Genomic DNA, 19,763 nt, shown 5'->3' on the forward strand with positions numbered 1-19,763 from the left:
CTTAACGCGTCGATTTGCGCAGTCTTCGTGCCATAAATGATTGACAACGGCCCGGCGCCGTGTGAAATCTGCAATAAACAGGAGGCAAGCGATGGATGAAACCCCCGAAAGCCCGGCGCTTGACCCGTTGGATTGGCTGTTGCCCGGCCATCGTGCTGCGCCAGCGGAGGCGCTGCCGCGCATCCAGGCGCTGTGTGCAGCCTGGCCCGACCTGCATGCAGCGATGTTTGTGGTGCTGGCCACCCACCAGGAGCTGCCGAGGGAGGTGCTGGCGGCGGCGGTCAAGCAGTTTCGCAGCGACCTGGACGCCTACACACGGGAGGACGTGGTGGGCCTGATGACGGCGATATGGAACGGCGGCCGCAGCGGCTTCGACGCGGTGCTGCGCACGCGAGCGAATTCGCCCAAGAAGGGGGCCGGCAGCCTCTCCTGGGTCAAGGAGTAGGTGGCTTCTTCAGGCCCAGCGCCGCCCAGCCCTCGTGGCCCAGGCGCGCCAGCGTGTCGAGGTTGTTCTCGTAGATGGAGGCCGTGTCGGGCATGGACTCGACGGCGCGCTCGATGCTCTCTTCGCGCAGCAGGTGCAGCGTCGGGTAGGGCGAGCGGTTGCTGTAGTTGGCGATGTCGTCGGCGGCGCTGCCCTCAAACTGGTAGTCCGGATGAAAGTCGGCGATCTGCAGGATGCCGTCGAGCTTGAGCTCCTCCACCAGCGCGTCGGCGGCGTCCAGGAAGTCGTTGAAGTCCAGGAAGTCGGGCAGCACGTTCGGGTGGATGAGCAGTGTCGTGTCGACGTCCTCCGGATCGGCGCGGTTCAGTGCCAGCAGCTCGCGGGCGAGGTCCTTCAGCAGCGCCTCAGGTTCGGTCGCGTCGCTGACGACATAGCGGATGCGTTCGTTGACGTGAACAGCCTTCGCGAAAGGGCAAAGGTTCAGTCCGATGACGGCCTTGACGACCCAGTCGCGGGTGTCGGCGATGACTTGGTCGTGGCTCATGGCTTGGGCGCGTTCAGCCACTGTTCGGCCATGCGGACCCACATGGAGCCGCCCAGTGGGATGAGGTCGTCGTTGAAGTCGTAGCTGGGGTTGTGCAGCGTGCACGGACCCAGGCCGTGTCCGCCGATGCGGTGCTCGCCGTCGCCGTTGCCGATCAGGAAGTAGCAACCGGGCTTGTCCAGCAGGTAGTAGCTGAAGTCCTCGGCGCCCATGGTCGGCTCGAACTCCTGCACGTTGTCTGTGCCGACCATGTCGGCCAGCACCCGTCGCACGAAATCGGTCTCGGCAGGGTGATTGATGGTGGGCGGATAGTTGCGGCGGAACTCGAACTCGGCCGTCAGCTCGAACGCGCCGGCCAGTTGTTCCGTCATGTCCTTCATGCGGCGCTCCAGCAGGTCGAGCAGCTCCAGCGTGAAGGTCCGCACCGTGCCTTCCATGACGACGGAGTCGGGCACGACGTTGGTGGCCTCGCCGGCGTGGATCATGGTGACCGAAATGACGCCGGGGTCGATGGGACGCTTGTTGCGGCTGATGATGGTCTGGAAGGCCGACACCAGTTGGCAGGCGGCCGGCACCGGGTCGATGCCGAGATGGGGCATGGCGGCATGCGAGCCCTTGCCCTTGAGCGTGATCTTGAACTCGTTGCTGCTTGCGAACACCGGGCCGGTCTTCACCGCAAACTGGCCGGCCTTCATGCCGGGCCAGTTGTGGGCGCCGAACATGGCCTCCATCGGGAACTTGTCGAACAGGCCATCCTTGATCATCTCGCGCGCGCCGCCGCCGCCTTCCTCGGCCGGCTGGAACACGAGGTAGACCGTGCCGTCGAAGTTGCGGTGTCTCGCCAGATGCTTGGCTGCGGCCAGCAGCATGGCCGTGTGACCGTCATGTCCGCAGGCGTGCATGCGGCCCAGGTAGCTGCTGGCGTGCGGGAACTGGTTGCGTTCCGTCATCGGCAACGCGTCAATGTCGGCGCGCAGGCCCACAGCCCGGTCGGACGTGCCGTTCTTGACGATGCCCACCACGCCGGTCTTGCCCAGGCCGCGGTGGACGGGGATGCCCCAGTCTGTCAGCGCCTTGGCGATGACGTCCGCCGTGCGCTCTTCGTGGAAGCAGAGTTCGGGATGCTTGTGCAGATCGCGGCGGATGGCCGTGATGGCGGGGGCATCGGCCAGGATGGTGTCGATGAGCTTCATGGGAGGGTGACTTCAGGCGCCGAGATCCTTGGAGTTTAGGATTGCGGCCGTGAACCTGCGTCGCAACGTCCGAAGCTGGCTGTTCTGGCTGGCCCTGCTGCTCCCCATTGCCCAAGCGATGGCGGGGGTGCACGCGCTGTCGCACGCCGCCGGCGATCGCCAGGACGACGGCGTCGCCCACCTGGTTCACTGCGACCTCTGCCTGACCGCAGCTAACCTGGCCAGCGGTGCGCCGACGGCTGAGTCCGGCCAGCCACCGGCCTGCGCCGCAGTCGAGGCCCGCGCCGCCGCGCCGCTCGATACCGTCGCCGAGCGCGCCGTCGACTGGCGCCCACCGGCCCGCGCACCGCCCGTTTCCGCCTGAACTCCAAGCCGTTTCCCGCGCCGTCCCCGACGGCGCGCGGGCCCTTGCGTTTTCCTGCGGAAGTCTTCTCATGCGTTCCTTTGCGCTGGCGCCGATCGCGGCCGCCTGTTTCCTCTCGCTCGCCGCCCAGGCCGAGCCCACCCTGCCCGAATCCCTCGACAAGGTCGTCGTCACCGGCAACCCCCTGAAGAGTCAGCTGCTGGCCCAGCCCAGCGACTCGCTCGCGGGCGACCAGCTCGTGCTGACGCGCGCCGCCAACCTCGGCGACACCCTGCAGGGCCTGGCTGGCGTGGCGGCCACCAACTTCGGGCCCAATGCCAGCCGGCCCAGCATCCGCGGCCTGGACGGCGACCGGGTGCGCATCCTCAACAACTCGGGCGCCTCAGTGGACGCGTCCAACCTCAGCTTCGACCATGGTGTGGCCATCGATCCACTGGTCATCGACAAGGTCGAGGTGCTGCGCGGCGCCGCGGCGCTGCTTTACGGCGGCAATGCGGTCGGCGGCGTCGTCAACACGCTGGACAACCGCATCCCGCGCTCTTTCACGCCCGGTCTGAGCGGCGCGGCCGAGATCCGTCTCGGCGGTGCGTCGAAGGACAGAAGCGGTGCCGTCGTGCTGGACGGCGGCAGCGGCCAGGCCAACTCCGGCGTTGGCTGGCACGTTGACCTCGCCGGCCGAGATGCCGGCGACCAGATTGCGCCGCGCTTCGACAGCGAGGGTGAAAGCCGCTCGAGCGTGCGCAACTCCGCCGCGCGCAGCCACGGCGGCGCGGTGGGCGCCTCGGTGTTCTTCCAGGGCGGCTTTGCCGGTGTGTCGGTGGACGATTTCCATACCAACTACGGCACGACGGCCGAGGAGGACGTGACCATCCGCATGCAGCGCCAGCGCGTGGCCACGGCCGGCGAGTGGGCGACCGTCGACGGCCCCATCCACCGCATCAGCTGGCAGCTCAGCCGTAACCGCTACGAGCACACCGAAATGGAGGGGGACCTTGTCGGCACCACCTTCAAGAGCACCGGCACCGACGGCCGCGTGGAAATCGAGCATGTCGCCTTCGGCCCGCTCAGGGGCCTGGTGGGCCTGCAGACGGAGGCGCTGGACTTCTCCGCGCTGGGTGACGAGGCCTTCGTGCCGAGCACGCGCACCCGCAACACCGGCGTCTTCCTGCTGGAGCAGGCGAAGCTCGGCGGCGTGGACTGGTCGGCGGGTGCCCGCACCGAACGCGTGACCGTGGACTCGGACGGCGGCGAGCGCTTCGGCGATGCGCAGGCGAGGCGCTTCCGGCCGTTGAGCCTGGCGCTGAGCGGCGTCTATCCGCTCTCGCAGGCGTGGAGCCTGAGTGCCAACCTGAACCGTACCGAGCGCGCGCCGGCCTACTACGAGCTGTTCGCCAATGGCCTGCATGTGGCCAGCGCTGCGTATGAGCGCGGCGATGCCGGCCTGGGCCTGGAGAAGTCCAAGGGCCTGGACGTGGGCCTGAAGTGGGAAGGCAGCGGCAGCCATGTGCACGTCAACGTCTACGAGACCCGCTTTGCCAACTACATCGCGCTGCAGGCCAGCGGCGAGACGGTCGACCACGGCGGTGAAGAGGTGCCGGTCTACGCCTTCCAGGCGGTGCCGGCGCGGCTGCGCGGCGTGGAGGTCGAGGGGCGCTGGCAGGTCAGCCCGGTGCTGGCGCTGCTGAGCCAGTTCGACGCCGTGCGGGGCAACAACCGCGCCACAGGCGAGCCGCTGCCCCGCCTGGCGCCGCTGCGCGCCATGCTGGGTCTGGAGGCGAAACAGGGTGACTGGACGGCCAAGGTGGAATGGCGCGGCGCCGCGCGCCAGACCCGTGTCGCCCAGTTCGACACACCGACGCCCGGCTACGGCACGCTGCGCCTGTCCGTGGCGCGCCAACTGCGCTGGGGCCAGACGGACGCCCTCTGGTACCTGAAGCTGGACAACCTGGCCAACAAGCTGGCCTACAACGCCACGGCCGTGCCGACCATCCGGGACCTGGCGCCCCAGCCGGGCCGCTCCGCCAGCACGGGCCTGCAGATCAGGTTCTAACGGCCTAACGGGGAAAGCCGCGGCCCCGGTATAAATCCGGTGCCTCGGCGCCCCGGCAGTGGGCATCCTGCACTTGAGCAGTGCCTGCGCGCACCAGAAGCCGCCGCCTCATTCGGGCGCGGAACTTGCGTCGGCTGGTTCTGGGAACAGGAGCGAAGATGCAGACCGCCTTTGACGAGATGAATGCCGCGGGGGCCACCACCCGTGCGCACTACGAGTCCTACGCCCGCTGGCTGGCCGACCAGCCCGAGTCATTGATGCGCGAGCGGCGCGAGCAGGCCGAGCTGATCTTCCGGCGGGTGGGCATCACGTTCGCCGTCTATGGCGACAAGGACTCGGGCGAGGGCACGGAGCGCCTGATTCCCTTCGACCTGATCCCGCGCGTCATTCCGGCGTCCGAGTGGACGTCCATGCAGGCCGGCCTGGCCCAGCGCGTCACTGCGCTGAACCGATTCATCCACGACGTCTATCACGACCAGGACATCCTGAAGGCCGGCGTCGTGCCCGCCGAGGAGATTCTGGGCAACGCGCAGTTCCGCAAGGAGGTGATGGGCGTGGACGTGCCGGGCGGGGTCTACAGCCACATCGCCGGCGTCGACATCGTGCGCGCCGGCCATGCCGATGGCAGCGGACAGTACTACGTGCTGGAAGACAACCTGCGCGTGCCCTCGGGTGTGAGCTACATGCTGGAGAACCGCAAAATGATGATGCGGCTCTTCCCCGACCTGTTCGTGCAGCACCGCATCGCGCCGGTAGCCCATTACCCCGATCTGCTGCTGGATACGTTGCGAAGCGTGGCGCCGTCCGGCGTGTCCGACCCCACAGTGGTGGTCATGACGCCGGGCATGTACAACTCCGCCTACTTTGAGCACGCCTTCCTCGCGCAGCAGATGGGTGTGGAGCTGGTCGAGGGCCAGGACCTGTTCGTCGACGGTGGCTTCGTGTACATGCGCACCACGCGCGGGCCGAAGCGCGTGGACGTCATCTACCGCCGCATCGACGACGACTTCCTGGATCCGCAGGTGTTCCGCGCCGATTCGCAGCTGGGCTGCGCGGGCCTGGTGGAGGCCGTCAAGGCCGGCCGCGTGACGCTGTCCAACGCCATCGGCACGGGCATCGCGGACGACAAGTCCATCTACCCCTATGTGCCGAAGATGATCGAGTTCTACCTCGGCGAGAAACCCATCCTTCAGAACGTGCCGACCTATGTCTGCCGCGAGAAGGAGGACCTGGCCTACACGCTGGCCCATCTCCCTGAGCTGGTCGTCAAGGAAGTCCATGGCGCGGGTGGCTACGGGATGCTGGTTGGGCCTGGGGCCAGCAAGGGCGAGATCGAGGCCTTCCGCGCCCGACTGCTGGCCAACCCCGGCAACTACATCGCGCAGCCGACGCTGTCGCTGTCCACTTGCCCGACCTTTGTCGACAGCGGCATCGCGCCCCGTCACATCGATCTGCGACCCTTCGTGTTGTCGGGCGCGACGGTGCGCATGGTGCCGGGTGGACTGACTCGGGTCGCGCTGAAGGAGGGGTCGCTCGTGGTCAACAGCAGCCAGGGTGGCGGGACCAAGGACACCTGGGTTCTTGAGGATTGAGGGAGGACCGATCGATGCTGTCAAGAACCGCAGACCATCTCTTCTGGCTGAGCCGGTACATCGAGAGGGCCGAGAACACGGCGCGGATGCTGGATATCGCCTACCAGACGTCGCTGCAGCCCCAGTCCGCCGACAAGTCCGAACAGACCTGGCGCAGTCTGGTGTCCATCTCGGAGCTGAACGGCCTGTACGGCGCCAAGTACTCGACGATCAACAGCCGCAATGTCATGGAGTTCATGGTGGCCGACGAGAGCAACCTCTCGTCCATCTTCAACTGCCTGCGCGCCGCCCGCGAGAACGCGCGAGCCGTGCGCGGGGCTCTCACGACCGAGGTCTGGGAGACCATGAACCAGACATGGCTGGAGTTCCGCCGCCTGCTGCGCGAGGGGGCGCTGACGCGCGATCCGTCGCAGCTGTTCGAGTGGGTCAAATACCGCTCGCACCTGTCCCGTGGCGTGACGGTGGGCACCATGCTGCAGGACGAGGCCTTCCACTTCATACGCATCGGCTCCTTCCTGGAGCGCGCCGACAACACGGCGCGGCTGCTGGACGTCAAGTTCTACCGGCAGGACGACACCGGAACGGAGCGCGATGCGGCCCACGACTTCTACTACTGGTCTGCCGTGCTGCGCTCGGTGTCGGGCTTCGAGATCTATCGCAGGGTCTACAGCAACGTCATCCAGCCCGACAAGGTCGCCGAGCTGCTGATCCTGCGCTCCGATATGCCGCGCTCGCTGTCGCATTGCGTGACGCGCATGCTGGCCAATCTGAAGCGCGTGGCCAACGCCCAGTCGGGCGAGACGCTGCGCCGCGTCGGCCGGCTGGAGGCCGAGCTGGCCTTCGGCCGCATCGACGAGATCCTCGCCCAGGGCCTGCATCCCTTCCTCGACGGCTTCCTTGCCGAGGTCGCCGATCTGGGCAACGGCATTTCCAGAGACTTCCTCGTCTGAGGGCTGAGCATGGCCATCCACGTCGCGCTCAAACACGTCACCCGCTACAAGTACGACCGCCAGGTCAACCTCGGCCCGCAGGTCGTGCGCCTGCGTCCGGCGCCGCACTGCCGCACGCCGGTGCTGTCGTACTCGCTGCGCATCGAGCCAGAGAATCATTTCGTCAACTGGCAGCAAGACCCGTTCGCCAACTACCTGGCGCGGCTGGTGTTTCCGGAGAAGACGACCGAGTTCACCGTCACGGTGGACCTGGTCGCCGAGATGGCGGTCTACAACCCTTTCGACTTCTTCCTGGAACCGCACGCGCAGAAGTTCCCGTTCGCCTATGACGAGTCCCAGCAGATCGAGCTTGCACCCTACCTGCAGGTGGAAGCAGCCACGCCGCGGCTGGCCGCCTATCTGGAAGACATCCCGCGTACCGAACGGCCCACCATCGACTTCATCGTCGACCTGAACCAGCGCGTGCAGAGCAGCGTGTCCTACCTGATACGCATGGAGCCCGGCGTGCAGACGCCCGAGGAGACATTGGAGAAGGCCTCGGGCTCTTGCCGCGACTCCGGCTGGCTGCTGGTGCATCTGGCCCGCCACCTGGGACTGGCGGCGCGTTTCGTGTCCGGGTACCTGATCCAGCTGACGCCCGACGAGAAGGCGCTGGACGGCCCCAGTGGCACGGAGGTCGACTTCACCGATCTGCACGCCTGGTGCGAGATCTACCTGCCCGGCGCCGGCTGGATCGGCCTCGATCCCACCTCTGGCCTGCTGGCCGGTGAAGGTCACATTCCGCTGGCCGCCACGCCGACGCCTGGCAGCGCCGCGCCCATCAGCGGCGGTGTCGACAAGAGCGAGGTCGAGTTCGGCCATGAGATGAGCGTCACGCGCATCTTCGAATCGCCGCGCGTCACCAAGCCCTACACCGAGGCGCAATGGGCCGAGGTGCTCCGGCTCGGCGAACACGTGGACCGCGAACTCGTCGCCGGTGACGTGCGGCTGACCATGGGCGGCGAGCCCACCTTTGTTGCCATCGGCGACCGCGACGCGCCCGAATGGAACACCGAAGCGCTGGGCCCCACCAAACGCATCTATGCGCAGCAGCTGACGCACAAGCTGCGTGACGAGTACGGCCAGGGCGGTTTTCTGCATTTCGGCCAGGGCAAGTGGTATCCCGGCGAGCAACTGCCGCGATGGGCGCTGTCCATCTACTGGCGGGCCGATGGCCAGCCTTGCTGGCGCAACCCGGACTGGTTCGCCGATGAGCGCGAGGGGCACGCCTACACCAGCGAGCATGCCAAGACCTTCATGGCCGCGCTGACCCGGCGGCTTGGCCTGCCCGACAGTCATGTGCAGCCCGCCTACGAGGACACCTGGTACTACCTGTGGCGCGAGCGGCGCCTGCCGGTCAACGTCGACCCCTTCGATTCGCGCCTGGACGACGAGCTGGAGCGGGTGCGCCTGCGCCGCGTCTTCGACCAAGGGTTGTCCCACGTCGTCGGCTATGTGCTCCCCATCCGCCATGCCGGCAATCCGCCTGGAGCGCAACTTGGCGGCAGCCGCTGGCAGACCGGCCCCTGGTTCTTCCGCGACGAGCGCCTCTACCTCTACCCCGGCGACTCGCCCATGGGCTGGCGTCTACCGCTGGATTCACTGCCCTGGGTCAGCAAGGGCGACTACCCCTACCTGATCGAGCAGGACCCCTTCGCACCACGTGGCATGCTGCCCGCGGCGGCCGCGCTGCGGGCGCAGACCCTGGGCGTCATGCCCTCCGGATCGACACCCGGCCCGACGCCGGGCTTGCGCCAGGACGTCGCGGCGGTGGGCGGGCTCGGCGGCGTGGGAGGCAGCCATCTGCTGGGCGGGAGTGGGGCGCCGCAGCGCTTCCAAAGCGCCAGCGGCATCACCCGCACGGCGTTGTGCGTCGAGGCCCGCGACCCGCGCCGCGCCAACGGCCCCAAGGCCGAGGCCCAGGGCGCAACCAGCGGCGTGCTCTATGTCTTCATGCCGCCGCTGGAGAAGGTCGAGCATTACCTGGAGCTGCTGGCGGCGGTGGAGACTGCCTGCGAGGACACCGGCTACCGTGTCGTGCTGGAGGGCTATCCGCCGCCGCGTGATCCGCGGCTCAAGCTGCTGCAGGTGACGCCCGACCCCGGTGTCATCGAGGTCAACATCCACCCGGCCCACAACTGGGCCGAGGTGGTCCAGCACACCGAGTTCCTCTACGAGGCCGCGCGCACGACCCGGCTGTCCAGTGAGAAGTTCATGATCGACGGCCGGCACAGCGGCACCGGTGGCGGCAACCACTTCGTGCTGGGCGCCGCCACGCCGGTCGACTCGCCCTTCCTGCGCCGGCCTTCGCTGCTCGCGTCCTTGCTGGCCTATTGGCACAACCATCCGTCGCTCAGCTATCTGTTCAGTGGCCTCTTCATCGGCCCCACGAGCCAGGCGCCGCGCGTGGACGAGGCGCGCAACGACCAGTTGCGCGAGCTGGAGATCGCGCTCGGCGAAATCCACAAGCTGGGCGATGACGCGCCACCCTGGCTCATCGACCGCATGCTGCGCAACGTGCTGGTCGACGTGACGGGCAACACGCATCGAAGTGAGTTCTGCATCGACAAGCTCTACTCCCCAGACGCGTCGACGGGGCGGCTCGGCCTGCTTGAGCTGCGTGCCTTCGAGATGCCGCCGCATGCGCGCATGAGCATCGTGCAGCAGCTGCTGCTGCGCGCGCTGGTGGCGCGCTTCTGGCGCCAACCCTACCGCGTGCCGCTGGTGCGCTGGGGCACCGAGCTGCACGACCGCTGGCTGTTGCCGCACTTCGTACGCGAGGACTTCGCCGACGTCATGCAGGACATGGCCGACGCTGGTTACGCCCTCGACGCCGACTGGTTCGCGCCGCACTTCGAGTTCCGCTTCCCCAAGTACGGCGAGTTTGCTTCGCGCGGCGTGCACGTGACGCTGCGCGGCGCGCTGGAGCCCTGGCACGTGATGGGCGAAGAGGGCACAGCCGGTGGCACGGTGCGCTATGTGGACTCGTCGCTGGAGCGGCTGGAAGTTCATGTCAGCGGCCTCGTCGACCCGCGCCACCGCATCACCGTCAATGGTCATGCGCTGCCGCTGCAGCCCACCGGCCGCGTCGGCGAGTTCGTCTGCGGCGTGCGTTATCGGGCCTGGCTGCCGCCGTCGGCCCTGCACCCCACCATCGGCATCCATGCGCCTTTGACGGTGGACCTGATCGACACGTGGCAGCAGAAGGCGCTGGGTGGCTGCCGCTATTTCGTCGCCCACCCGGGAGGCCGCAACTACGAAACCCTGCCCGTCAACGCCTACGAAGCCGAGAGCCGGCGCCTTGCGCGATTTGCGGCCCTCGGCCATTCGCCGGGGCGTGTCGAGGTGAAAGAGCCGCAGCGCAGCCTGGAGTTCCCGTTCACCCTGGACCTGCGCAAGGCAAACTAGGCCGATGCTGATAGAAATCCAACCCGGCGTCCGCCTTTTCGTCGACATCGAAGGCCTTGGGCACGAGCCCGAAGGCCCCGTGCTGCGCCAAAAGCCCACCCTCGTCCTCATCCACGGCGGACCCGGCTTTGACCACACCGGCTTCCGTCCCTTCTTCAGTCGTTTCACGGACCTCTGCCAGATCGTCTATTTCGACCTGCGCAGCCATGGCCGCAGCGATCCACGACCGGCCGAGGAATGGGTGCTGGACGTGTTCGCCGACGACGTCGTGCGCTTGTGCGACGCGCTTGGCATCGTGAAGCCCATCGTGCTGGGGCAGAGCTTCGGCGGCTTCGTCGCGCAGCGCTACCTGGCCCGCCATCCGGCACATCCGGGCAAGGTCGTGCTGTCCAGTACCTCGCACCATTTCGGCCTGGAACGCAAGGTCGCGCGGTTCGGTGCCCTGGGCGGGCCGGACGCGGCGGCAGCGACACGCGAGTTCTGGGAGAACCCCGGCCCCGCAAGCTGGGCCGTGTACGAGAAACTGTGCCGCCACTTCTACAACACCCGGACCAAGAACCCCGACGCAGGCGGCTGGATGATCTTCAAGCCGGAGATCCTGTTCACGCACACGCGAACCGAGCTGCCCGGCATGGACCTGCGCCCCGGCCTGGCGACGGTGCAATGTCCTGTGCTGGTGATGGCCGGCGATGAGGACCCCGTCACGCCGCTGCAGGACGCCGAGGAAATCGTCGCCGCGCTGCCCGCAAGCTGGGTGCAGTTCGAGCGCTTCGCCGGCGTCGGCCACGGGCCCTGGCGTGACGATCCCGACGCCGCCGAGCGCGTGCTGCGCGCCTTCCTGCAAGGCCGCTAGCAGCGCGAGGCCGCGACATCGGGGCGCCCGCCAGTGCCCGCCAAGGCGCTTGCTCGACAATGCCCTTTCCGCCTTCTTCGCGCCGCATGACCGTCCCGACCCGTTTCGCCCATGTCTGAGCTCACCCCCAGTCAATGGAGCCTGCTGCCCGACGAGCCGGAGGAAGCGCTGGAGCCGGACCCCCTGGCGCAGGCGTTGTCTGCCGCGCTGCGCAGCCGTGACGGCCATTTCTATGAGCTGACCGGTCAGGTCAACCGGCCCGGCGAGCCCCAGGGCGGACTGGCGGGGCGCTGGCGCCGCTTCTTCGCCGCCGGCGGCGCGGCGGGTTGGCAGGAGCTCAGCGCCAAGGCGTTGCGCGTGCAGCGCCGTGTGCTGGAGGATGGCGCCAGCTACAACGTTCACAGCGACGCACCGCCGCTGCCCGGCCAAGGCGGCCGGGATGGCGCACCGCTGGCCCGCCACTGGCCGCTGGAACTGTTGCCCATGCTGATCGAGCCCGAGGAGTGGCGCGGCATCGAGGCCGGCATCGCTCAGCGCGCCCGCCTGCTCAATGCCGTGATGGCCGACACCTATGGCGAGCGCCGCCTGCTGCAGCAGGGCCTGCTGCCGGCCTCCCTTGTGCTGGCCCACCCGCAGTACCTGCGTGCCATGCACGGCAGTCATCCGGCGGGTGGCGTGCACTTGCACATGTTGGCCTTCGACCTGACGCGCTGCGCCGACGGCCACTGGTGGGTAGTGGGCCAGCGCACGCAGGCGCCTTCCGGACTGGGCTACGTGCTGGAGAACCGCCTCATCATTGCCCAGCAGTTCCCCGAGGCCTTCCGCCAGATGGCCGTGCAGCGCCTGGCCGCGAGCTACCGCGATTTCATTCAGGTGCTGACCAAGCTCTCGCCCGCCGGCGAGCGCAGTCGAGTCGCGCTGCTGACGCCGGGGCCGCGCAACGAGACGTATTTCGAGCAGGCCTTCCTGGCACGTTACCTCGGCATCACGCTGGTCGAGGGCGCCGACCTGACGGTGCGGGCCGACAAGGTCTATCTCAAGACCCTCGCCAGCCTCGAGCGCGTGCACGTGCTGCTGCGCCGCGTCGACGACACCTGGCTGGATCCGCTGGAGTTGCGCCCCGAGTCCATCCTCGGTGTGCCGGGCCTGCTGCAGGCCGCGCGGGCCGGCGAGGTCGTCATCGCCAACATGCCGGGCGCCGGCTGGCTGGAGAGCCCGGGCCTGTCGGCCTTCTGGCCCGGCGTGGCCGAGAGCCTGCTCGGCCAGACGCTGACGCTACCGGCCATCCAGAGCTGGTGGTGCGGCGAGGAGAGCGCGTGGCGCACGCTGCGCCCGCGGCTGGCGGAGTTCATCGTCGTACCCACGTTCTCAGCCAGCAGCACGACGCGCGGCTTCTCCCCGATCGTCGCGGCCGAGCTGACCGACGAGCAACTGTGGCAGCTGTCCGCGCGCATCGATGCCGACCCCACGGCCTACACGCTGCAGGCGCGGATCAAGCCCACCAAGCAGCCGGTCTGGACCCGCGGCGCGCTGGAGCCACGCGTGGCCGTGCTGCGCGTCTTTGCGATGACCGACGGCCAAGGCGGCTGGACCGTGCTGCCCGGTGGCCTGGCGCGCGTGGCACCGCGGCGCGACCCGCTGGCGGATGCTTGGCTGTCCATCCAGCGCGGGTCCCTGAGCGCCGACACCTGGGTCATGACTGACGGCGAGGTCGACGCGACGACGCTGCTGCCCCAGCCCCTTCAGGCCGCCGACCTGGCTCAGGTGCACTGGACCGTGACCAGCCGCGCCGCAGAGAACCTGTTCTGGCTGGGGCGCTACACCGAGCGTGCCGAGAACAGCGCGCGGCTGGCGCGCCACGTCATCGAGGCCAGTGTCATGGTGCGACGCGGCGCCATGCCGGCGCCCATGCTGCCACTGCTGGATGCGCTCGCGCGGCGCCACGGCCTCGTCGACGCCGAGGCGCCGCGCGTCGCCGACAACCCCGGAGGCTTCGAGCGGGCGCTCCTGACGGCGCTGCTGCCGGCCTCGGGCATCACCAGTGTCGGCTGGAACCTGCGCGCGCTGCAGGGCTGCGCCCAGGCCCTGCGCGAACGCCTGTCGTCCGAGGCCTGGCGTCTCATCCACGAGACGGCGGCGCAGTTCGAGCAGCATTTGCGCGCCGTGCTGGACCGTCCGGGCCCCGCGCCCATGACCGACGTGCTCAATGTGCTGGCCCGCGCCGATACCCACCTGGCTGCCATCACCGGCGCCCAGACGGATCGCATGACGCGCGACGATGGCTGGCGGCTGCTGTCCATCGGCCGGCAGATCGAGCGTCTGTCCTTCCACGCCGAAGTGCTGGCAGAGGCCTTTGAGCGCGACCTGGCCCTCACGGAGGACGGCTTCGTGCTGCTGCTGGGCGTGTTCGACTCCACCATCACCTATCGCGCGCAGTTCCAGGCGCGCCGCGAGGCGGCGCCGCTGCTGCACTTGCTGGTGCACGACACAGACAATCCTCGCTCGCTGGCCTGGGTCGCGCGCACGCTGCGCGACCGCTTCGTGAAGCTGGCCCGCCATGACCCCGGCTGGGCTGCGGACATCGCCGCGGGGCTGCCCGCGCCCGAGACCTGGCCGCTGGCCGAGCTGGCGGTGTCGGGGCCGAAGCTGGTCGAGTACCTGAGGCGTGCGGCGGCACAGGCAGGTGAGCTGTCCAGCCTCATCAGCCAGCGCTACTTCGCCCACGTCATCGGCGCGGAGCAGCGGGTGTGGCAATGACGGCCACGTCGGGCCACCCGAGGCTAGAGCGCGCGTCCTTGACAGGACAGCGTGCGGGGCAAAGGGCGCATCCATGACGGTCAAGTTGGCCGTCCACCACGTCACCGAGTACACCTACGAGGATGCGGTGGAATGGGCCTATCACGCAGCCTGTCTGGTGCCGCGCGACACGCCCTGGCAGCAGGTGAGCGGCTGGCAGCTGGGCATCACGCCACTGCCGGATGGCTGGGGCATCGAAGGCTTGGAGCTGGACTCGGCCGAGCTGGCCCGCCACCTGCGCCGGGACCCCTGGGGCAACCGGCACTTCAGCTTCGGCCATGCGCGCATGCACGAGAAGCTGGTCGTCGACAGCCGCTTTGTCGCCGAACTGCGGGAGCGCCCGGCACCCGACCCGGCGAGCGGGCCGGACTGGGAGTCGGTCGCGCTGGGCCTGCGCTACCGTGCCGGGCGGGCGCTGCAGGAGGCAGACGAGTTCGCGTTGGCCTCGGCTTATGCCGCGCCAGACGAGGCTCTGGCCGCCTATGCCCGCCGTGCCTTTTCGGGGAGGCGCACCCTGGCCGCTGGCGGCCTGTCGCTGATGCGCCAGATCCACGCCGACCTGCGCTATCTGCCGCAGAGCACGACGGTTGCCACTCGTGCAGGGGATGCTCTGGCGCAACGCAGCGGCGTCTGCCAGGACTTCGCCCATGTCTTCATCGCCGCCTGCCGCTCACTGGGCCTGGCAGCGCGCTACGTATCGGGCTATTTGCTAACCCGTCCGCCCGAGGGCGTGCCCAAGCTGGTCGGCGCGGACGCATCGCATGCCTGGGCCGAGCTGTGGTGCCCTGAGCAGGGTTGGCTGGCGTTGGATCCGACCAATGCCGTGCCTGCGGGCTTGGACCACGTCACGCTGGCCTGGGGGCGCGACTATGACGACGTGGCACCGCTGCGCGGCGTGCTGCGCGGCGGCGGTGTGGCGATGCTGCGCGTGGCCGTGACGGTGGAGCCCTGGTTGAGCGGCGAGTCGGCTCCTCTTGCGCCTAGCGCCTAGCGCCTGACCTTGCCGTCGCCCGTCAGCATGGACAGCTCGACGAAGTTGGAGCCGACATGCCGCGTGGGCGAGAACTGCAGTCGGTAGCCGCGCGACTCGTAGCCTGACAGCGTCTCCAGTGCGGCGACCAGACCGTCCCTTGTCGGGCGGCTGCCCAGGCGGCGCAGGCCGTCCACGACGACGCGGGCCGCCAGATAGCCTTCGATGCTGGTGTAGTTGGGCGCAGCCTTGGCGTCCAGGCGCTGGAGGGCCTGCTGGTAGTCGCTCACGAGGCCGGCCGCGGTGCCAAAGGGCGAGGGCATGACCTGCGAGACGACCACGCCGGCGGCGTCCTTACCCAGCTCGTCGGCCAGGGCCTGGGTGCCGACGAAGGAGACGTTGTAGAACTGCCCGCCCCAGCCGGCCTTGCGGGCCTCGCGGATGAAGGCGGCGCAGCTTTTGTAGGCACTGATCTGCACGATGGCTTCGGGCTGAGCCGGCAGCAGGGACTTCAGTGCGCCGACGACGTCGACGCTGTTGCGCTCCACGGTGGCGACGGCCGCAGGCTGCAGTCCGCGTTTCTCCATCGCGCGCTGCACGCCCTTGAGGCCGGCCTGGCCGTACGCGTCGTTCTGATGGAAGACGGCGATCTTCTTCAGGTCCAGCTGGGTGAGCTGCTTGACGATGAGTTCGGTCTCGTCATAGTAGGACGCGCGGATGTGGAAGACCAGACGGTTGAAGGGGTCGCGCAGCGATTCGGCGCCGGTGAAGGGCGCGATGAAGGGCATCCGGGCGGCCGTGGCCAGCGGCAGGGCTGCCAGCGAGGTGGGCGTGCCCACGTAGCCGAACAGCGCGAAGACCTCGTCGCGGATGAACTTCTCGGTGTTGGCCTTGCAGCGTACCGGGTCGTATCCGTCATCCAGCGTCTTCAGCACGATGGGCATGCCGCCCACCCCGCCGGCTGCGTTGACGGCTTCGAAGTAGGCGCGGGCGCCCAGCTGCATCTGCAGGCCCAACTGGGCAGCGGGGCCGGTCAGCGGCACGGATTGGCCGAGCACGATGCCGCGGTCCTGGGCGCGGGCGGCCATGGCCGCCGGCAGGGTGAGGCCGGCCAGGGCGAATTGGTTGAAGCGGCGACGGGTCTGCATGGACCCATGATGCCTCGGCAGGAAGCGGGGCGCTGTGAACTAAATCAGCTCCTGCGGGCACTTGTGCTCGGGCGGTTGGCGCGTTTGTTAGCAAACATTGCTTCGTCCGCGCGGCGCATCAACACTTCCGGCGTGCGGCCATCGGCCGGGAAATGAGCCAGGCCCACGCTGCTGCCGACGGCCACCGGCTCCCCCGAGGCCAGCGTCACGGGCTGGCACAGCGCGTCCAGCAGCCGGCTCAGCACCGGCTCGGCGTCGCTGGGCGCCTGCTGCGGCGTCAGGAGCACGACGAACTCGTCACCACCCAGCCGGGCCACCGTGTCGCTGGTGCGCAGGCCGGCATGCAGCCGGGCGGCCACGACCTTGAGGACCTCGTCGCCAGCGTCGTGGCCGTGCCTGTCGTTGATCTGCTTGAAGCCGTCCAGGTCGAGATAGGCCAGCGCGAAGACATGGCCCGTGCGCTCGGCGGCGGCGATGGCCTGCCTGAGGCGGTCGGCCAGCAGCAGGCGGTTGGGCAGGCCGGTCAGCGCGTCGTGCAGGGCCGCGCGCTCCATGCGCGCCTCGTGGGCCTTGCTTTGCGAGATGTCCACCATCATCCACAGCGACTCCCCGCCGCTGCCGGGCAGATCGACGCCTGACAGGTCCACCCAGATCAGTGACCCGTCCTTGCGGCGCATCTGCAGCTGGGTGCGAAAGCGGCCGCCGGACTTGAGCTGCGGGTAGGCCAGGGCGCCGAGCGTCTCGTAAGAGGTGTCGTCGATGTAGAGCTGCCGTATGGGCACGCCGCGCAGTTCGCCGTCGGCGTAGCCGAAGATGCGTTCGAGCGCATGGTTGCGCCAGATGGTATGGCGTCCGCGCATCTTGGCCATGCCGATGAGATCGCTTTCCAGCATCGCTTCCTGGTCCAGCGTCAGCTGATGCAGCTGCTGGCGGATGCGGTGCGTCTCGCTGATGTCGAACATCACCGAGCGGCTGCGCAGGAAGGCGCCGTTCGCGTCGTAGACCGCCGTGGCGGACAGGCTGACGCGGCGCGTCTCACCGTGGCGGCCGATGATATTGAACTCCAGCCCCGAGATGCGGCCCTCGCGCATGAAGCGCGAGAAGGCGTCGTTGAAGAGGGCGCGACCCGGGTCGTCGAAGAAGTCGGCCGGGCTGGCCCGGCCGATCAACTGCGCGGCCGTGCAGCCCAGCCAGCTCAGGCCCAGTGCGTTGATCTGCAGAAACCTGCCGTTGCCGTCAAGTGCGTAGTAGGCGCAGGGTGCGTTGTCGTAGAGATCCTGCAGGCTTTGATGCGCTTCGTCGGCCTGGGCCTGCAGCGCCTTGCGCGCCGTGATGTCGGACTGGACCAGCATGAAGCCCGTGAGTGCGCCGCCATCGTCGAGCAGGGGCTGGATTTCGATGTCGACCCAATAGTCGCGGCCGTCTCGGGCGCGGTGCATCAGCTCGGCCTTGCAGCCCATGCCGACGCTCATGGCCTCGCGCATGCCATGCACGGTGTCGGCGTCGGTGAGCTCGGAATGCAGCAGCTCGCTCGGCTGGCGGCCCAGCGCCTCGGGGGCGGTGTAGCCGCTCAGCCGCGTGAAGCCGTCGTTGACCCAGACGATTCGGCGCTCGGGGTCGGTGATGAGGACACCGTTGGTCGTGTGGCTGGCCACGCGCGCCAGCCGCGCGAGATCGGCCGTCATGTCACGCGCCATTTGCTCGGCGCGCGCCCGGCCCGTGGCCAGCAGATAGACCGTCACGGCCAGCAGCAGGCTCAGCACTGCACCACCCACCTCCAGCCCCAGGCCGGACAGGCCGAGCAGGGTCATCGAGGCGCCACGTGTCAACACGGTGTCCAGCCTGAACTCGCGCCCGGCCACCGTGAAGTACAGCGTCTCCGCGGTCGGGTCGTCCGCCAGCGCGTACGCCGACGCCTCGTCGGGTGTCAGGGCCTGCCCCCGACGGACCGCCAGCAGCGGCTTGAAATCGTCGTCCCCCGCGCGGGCCGACAGCTTCAGGTCCAGCAGTGCTGCCGCCGGCTCGGCCACGCCGCGCAGCAGTTCATTGGCCACCAGGGGCGCGCACAGCACGCCTTGCAGAGCGAGGCGGCGCTGGTCCGGCGTGCCCGGGTCCAGCCCTCGCCGGTAGACCGGCACCAGCAGCAGGAAGCCCGGGCCTTTGAGCGGATCCTGCACCAGCCTCAGCGGGGCGGAGAGCGTGGCCTCACCGGTGTCGATGGCGCGTTCGATAGCCTGGCGGCGCACCGGGTCCGCACCCAGATCCATGCCCCAGGCGGGAAAGTTGCGAGAGAAGGGCGCGATTTGAGTGAGGACGTACAGCGTTTCGTTTGTGCCCGAGCCATGCACGCGAAAACCCGTGGAGCCCTCGCGCTGGTGGGCTGCGACGAAGCCCTCCAGATCGTGGCGCGCGACCCTCTCGATGAACCCGAAGCCGCGCACGCCTGGGAACTCGCCGGCCAGATCACGCGAATCGACGTAGGCGTCGAAGGCCTCGCGGCTGAGCTTGCCGTCCAGCGCCGCCAGCGTCCCCCGCGCACCCTTGAGGCCGTAGACCGGCATCGTCAACCGCTTGACGACATCGCCCTGCAGGCGCTCGACCTGGCGGTCCTGCAACTGGTGCACTTCGACGCCGGCTTGCTGCTGTTGCCAGATGACCGCGGCGGCCGTCAGCACCAGGCCGAGGGACAGCGCGGTCGTGGCCGCTACCCACGCGGTCGCGTTGACCAGCGCTGACCGGGTGTTGCCGTCGTCGCGCAAGCTCTTGTCTCTCTTCTTTTTGTCGGGATGCGGGGCATTGAAGCATGTCCGGTGAGCGCCGTCATCCACTGCAGGTGGCCCTGACGCGCACAATCGCTCGCCATGGACATCTTCCTGACCCAGGCGCGCGCCAGCCGCCTTGCCAACCGGCGCCTGCTGGCTGCCGTGGCAACGCTGTCGGACGCGGATTTCCATGCACCGCGCACGGGCTTCTTCCCCAGCCTGGCGCGGACGCTGAACCATCTCCTCAACGTAGACCATTACTACATCGCCGCGCTGCACGGCGATGCGGCGATGCGCAGCCTCTGGGCGGGCTATGTGCCGGCCAGGACGGCGCAGGAACTGGCGGTGCGGCAGGACGAGAGCGACCAGCGGCTCATCGCGTTCTGCGCCGGACTGCGGTCAGGGGATGAGGCGCGCGTCGTCGCGTTCGACCGTGGCGCCGGCATGGAGGCTGGTCCACTCGAGCCACTGGTGCGGGTGCTGGCGCATCTCTTCATGCACCAGACCCACCATCGCGGGCAAGCGCACGCGATGCTGGCAGGCACGGCGACCAAGCCACCGCAGCTGGATGACTTCATCCTGCTGGGCGACCACGCCCACCGGGAGGTCGACATGGCCGCGCTGGGCTGGGCCGAGCCGGTCTGAGGCC

14 protein-coding genes are annotated in these 19,763 nt (G+C 68.7%); 10 read left to right on the forward strand and 4 right to left on the reverse strand.

What is annotated here, in order from left to right; all coding sequences use genetic code 11:
- Positions 1-91 precede the first annotated feature (91 nt).
- Positions 92-445 carry a hypothetical protein gene (locus VGF12_RS04615; protein ID WP_331174870.1) on the forward strand — a complete coding sequence of 118 codons (354 nt, stop codon included), beginning with the start codon at positions 92-94 and terminating at the stop codon, positions 443-445.
- Here VGF12_RS04615 and VGF12_RS04620 read toward each other — a convergent pair.
- Together VGF12_RS04620 and VGF12_RS04625 are read right to left on the reverse strand one after the other, a co-directional pair.
- Positions 435-989, reverse strand: a complete 555-nt coding sequence (locus tag VGF12_RS04620) for a DUF1415 domain-containing protein (RefSeq protein ID WP_331174871.1) — start codon at positions 987-989, stop codon at positions 435-437. The genes VGF12_RS04615 and VGF12_RS04620 overlap by 11 nt on opposite strands.
- Complete coding sequence (locus VGF12_RS04625) at positions 986-2,182, reverse strand: M20 aminoacylase family protein (RefSeq protein ID WP_331174872.1); 1,197 nt, start codon at positions 2,180-2,182, stop codon at positions 986-988. Before VGF12_RS04625 ends, VGF12_RS04620 begins: the two co-directional genes overlap by 4 nt.
- 49 nt (positions 2,183-2,231) lie before the next feature.
- Between VGF12_RS04625 and VGF12_RS04630 the strand changes: the two genes are divergently transcribed.
- From VGF12_RS04630 to VGF12_RS04665, 8 genes are all read left to right on the forward strand, one after another.
- The gene (locus tag VGF12_RS04630) at positions 2,232-2,546 is read left to right on the forward strand and encodes a hypothetical protein (protein WP_331174873.1); all 315 of its coding nucleotides are present in this window, start codon (positions 2,232-2,234) and stop codon (positions 2,544-2,546) included.
- Positions 2,547-2,616: 70 nt separating this feature from the next.
- Complete coding sequence (locus VGF12_RS04635) at positions 2,617-4,596, forward strand: TonB-dependent receptor (RefSeq protein ID WP_331174874.1); 1,980 nt, start codon at positions 2,617-2,619, stop codon at positions 4,594-4,596.
- A 158-nt stretch (positions 4,597-4,754) separates the two neighbouring features.
- Positions 4,755-6,188: a circularly permuted type 2 ATP-grasp protein gene (locus tag VGF12_RS04640; RefSeq protein WP_331174875.1), complete on the forward strand. Its 1,434-nt coding sequence runs from the start codon at positions 4,755-4,757 to the stop codon at positions 6,186-6,188.
- Between the two features lie 14 nt (positions 6,189-6,202).
- Positions 6,203-7,138, forward strand: coding sequence for an alpha-E domain-containing protein (locus VGF12_RS04645; RefSeq protein ID WP_331174876.1), 936 nt, complete (start codon positions 6,203-6,205; stop codon positions 7,136-7,138).
- 9 nt (positions 7,139-7,147) lie between these two features.
- A complete protein-coding gene (locus VGF12_RS04650) occupies positions 7,148-10,585 on the forward strand; it encodes a transglutaminase family protein (RefSeq protein ID WP_331174877.1) in 3,438 nt (1,145 codons plus the stop codon).
- Positions 10,586-10,589: 4 nt separating this feature from the next.
- Complete coding sequence (locus tag VGF12_RS04655) at positions 10,590-11,438, forward strand: alpha/beta hydrolase (RefSeq protein WP_331174878.1); 849 nt, start codon at positions 10,590-10,592, stop codon at positions 11,436-11,438.
- A 111-nt stretch (positions 11,439-11,549) separates the two neighbouring features.
- Entirely contained in the window at positions 11,550-14,195 is a 2,646-nt protein-coding gene (locus tag VGF12_RS04660; RefSeq protein ID WP_331174879.1) for a circularly permuted type 2 ATP-grasp protein, read from the forward strand.
- A 73-nt stretch (positions 14,196-14,268) separates the two neighbouring features.
- On the forward strand, positions 14,269-15,225 hold the full coding sequence (locus VGF12_RS04665; protein ID WP_331174880.1) for a transglutaminase family protein: 957 nt from the start codon (positions 14,269-14,271) through the stop codon (positions 15,223-15,225).
- On the opposite strand, the gene VGF12_RS04670 is transcribed toward VGF12_RS04665, so the two are convergent.
- Positions 15,222-16,352, reverse strand: a complete 1,131-nt coding sequence (locus tag VGF12_RS04670; protein WP_414709998.1) for an ABC transporter substrate-binding protein — start codon at positions 16,350-16,352, stop codon at positions 15,222-15,224. The genes VGF12_RS04665 and VGF12_RS04670 overlap by 4 nt on opposite strands.
- Positions 16,353-16,396: 44 nt before the next feature.
- Positions 16,397-19,111, reverse strand: a complete 2,715-nt coding sequence (locus VGF12_RS04675) for a sensor domain-containing diguanylate cyclase (RefSeq protein WP_331174881.1) — start codon at positions 19,109-19,111, stop codon at positions 16,397-16,399.
- 102 nt (positions 19,112-19,213) lie between these two features.
- Here VGF12_RS04675 and VGF12_RS04680 point away from each other — a divergent pair, with 102 nt between their 5' ends.
- The gene (locus VGF12_RS04680) at positions 19,214-19,759 is read left to right on the forward strand and encodes a DinB family protein (protein WP_331174882.1); all 546 of its coding nucleotides are present in this window, start codon (positions 19,214-19,216) and stop codon (positions 19,757-19,759) included.
- The last annotated feature ends 4 nt before the right edge of the window (positions 19,760-19,763 follow it).

Origin of the sequence: Roseateles sp. (genome assembly GCF_036404855.1) — a bacterium.
Classification (GTDB): Bacteria; Pseudomonadota; Gammaproteobacteria; order Burkholderiales; family Burkholderiaceae_C; genus Pelomonas.

Coding starts and splice junctions, on each gene's coding strand:
- VGF12_RS04615 (WP_331174870.1), top strand. CDS start 92: ATGGATGAAACCCCCGAAAGCCCGGCGCTTGACCCGTTGGATTGGCTG.
- VGF12_RS04620 (WP_331174871.1), bottom strand. CDS start 989: ATGAGCCACGACCAAGTCATCGCCGACACCCGCGACTGGGTCGTCAAG.
- VGF12_RS04625 (WP_331174872.1), bottom strand. CDS start 2,182: ATGAAGCTCATCGACACCATCCTGGCCGATGCCCCCGCCATCACGGCC.
- VGF12_RS04635 (WP_331174874.1), top strand. CDS start 2,617: ATGCGTTCCTTTGCGCTGGCGCCGATCGCGGCCGCCTGTTTCCTCTCG.
- VGF12_RS04640 (WP_331174875.1), top strand. CDS start 4,755: ATGCAGACCGCCTTTGACGAGATGAATGCCGCGGGGGCCACCACCCGT.
- VGF12_RS04645 (WP_331174876.1), top strand. CDS start 6,203: ATGCTGTCAAGAACCGCAGACCATCTCTTCTGGCTGAGCCGGTACATC.
- VGF12_RS04650 (WP_331174877.1), top strand. CDS start 7,148: ATGGCCATCCACGTCGCGCTCAAACACGTCACCCGCTACAAGTACGAC.
- VGF12_RS04655 (WP_331174878.1), top strand. CDS start 10,590: ATGCTGATAGAAATCCAACCCGGCGTCCGCCTTTTCGTCGACATCGAA.
- VGF12_RS04660 (WP_331174879.1), top strand. CDS start 11,550: ATGTCTGAGCTCACCCCCAGTCAATGGAGCCTGCTGCCCGACGAGCCG.
- VGF12_RS04665 (WP_331174880.1), top strand. CDS start 14,269: ATGACGGTCAAGTTGGCCGTCCACCACGTCACCGAGTACACCTACGAG.
- VGF12_RS04670 (WP_414709998.1), bottom strand. CDS start 16,352: ATGCAGACCCGTCGCCGCTTCAACCAATTCGCCCTGGCCGGCCTCACC.
- VGF12_RS04680 (WP_331174882.1), top strand. CDS start 19,214: ATGGACATCTTCCTGACCCAGGCGCGCGCCAGCCGCCTTGCCAACCGG.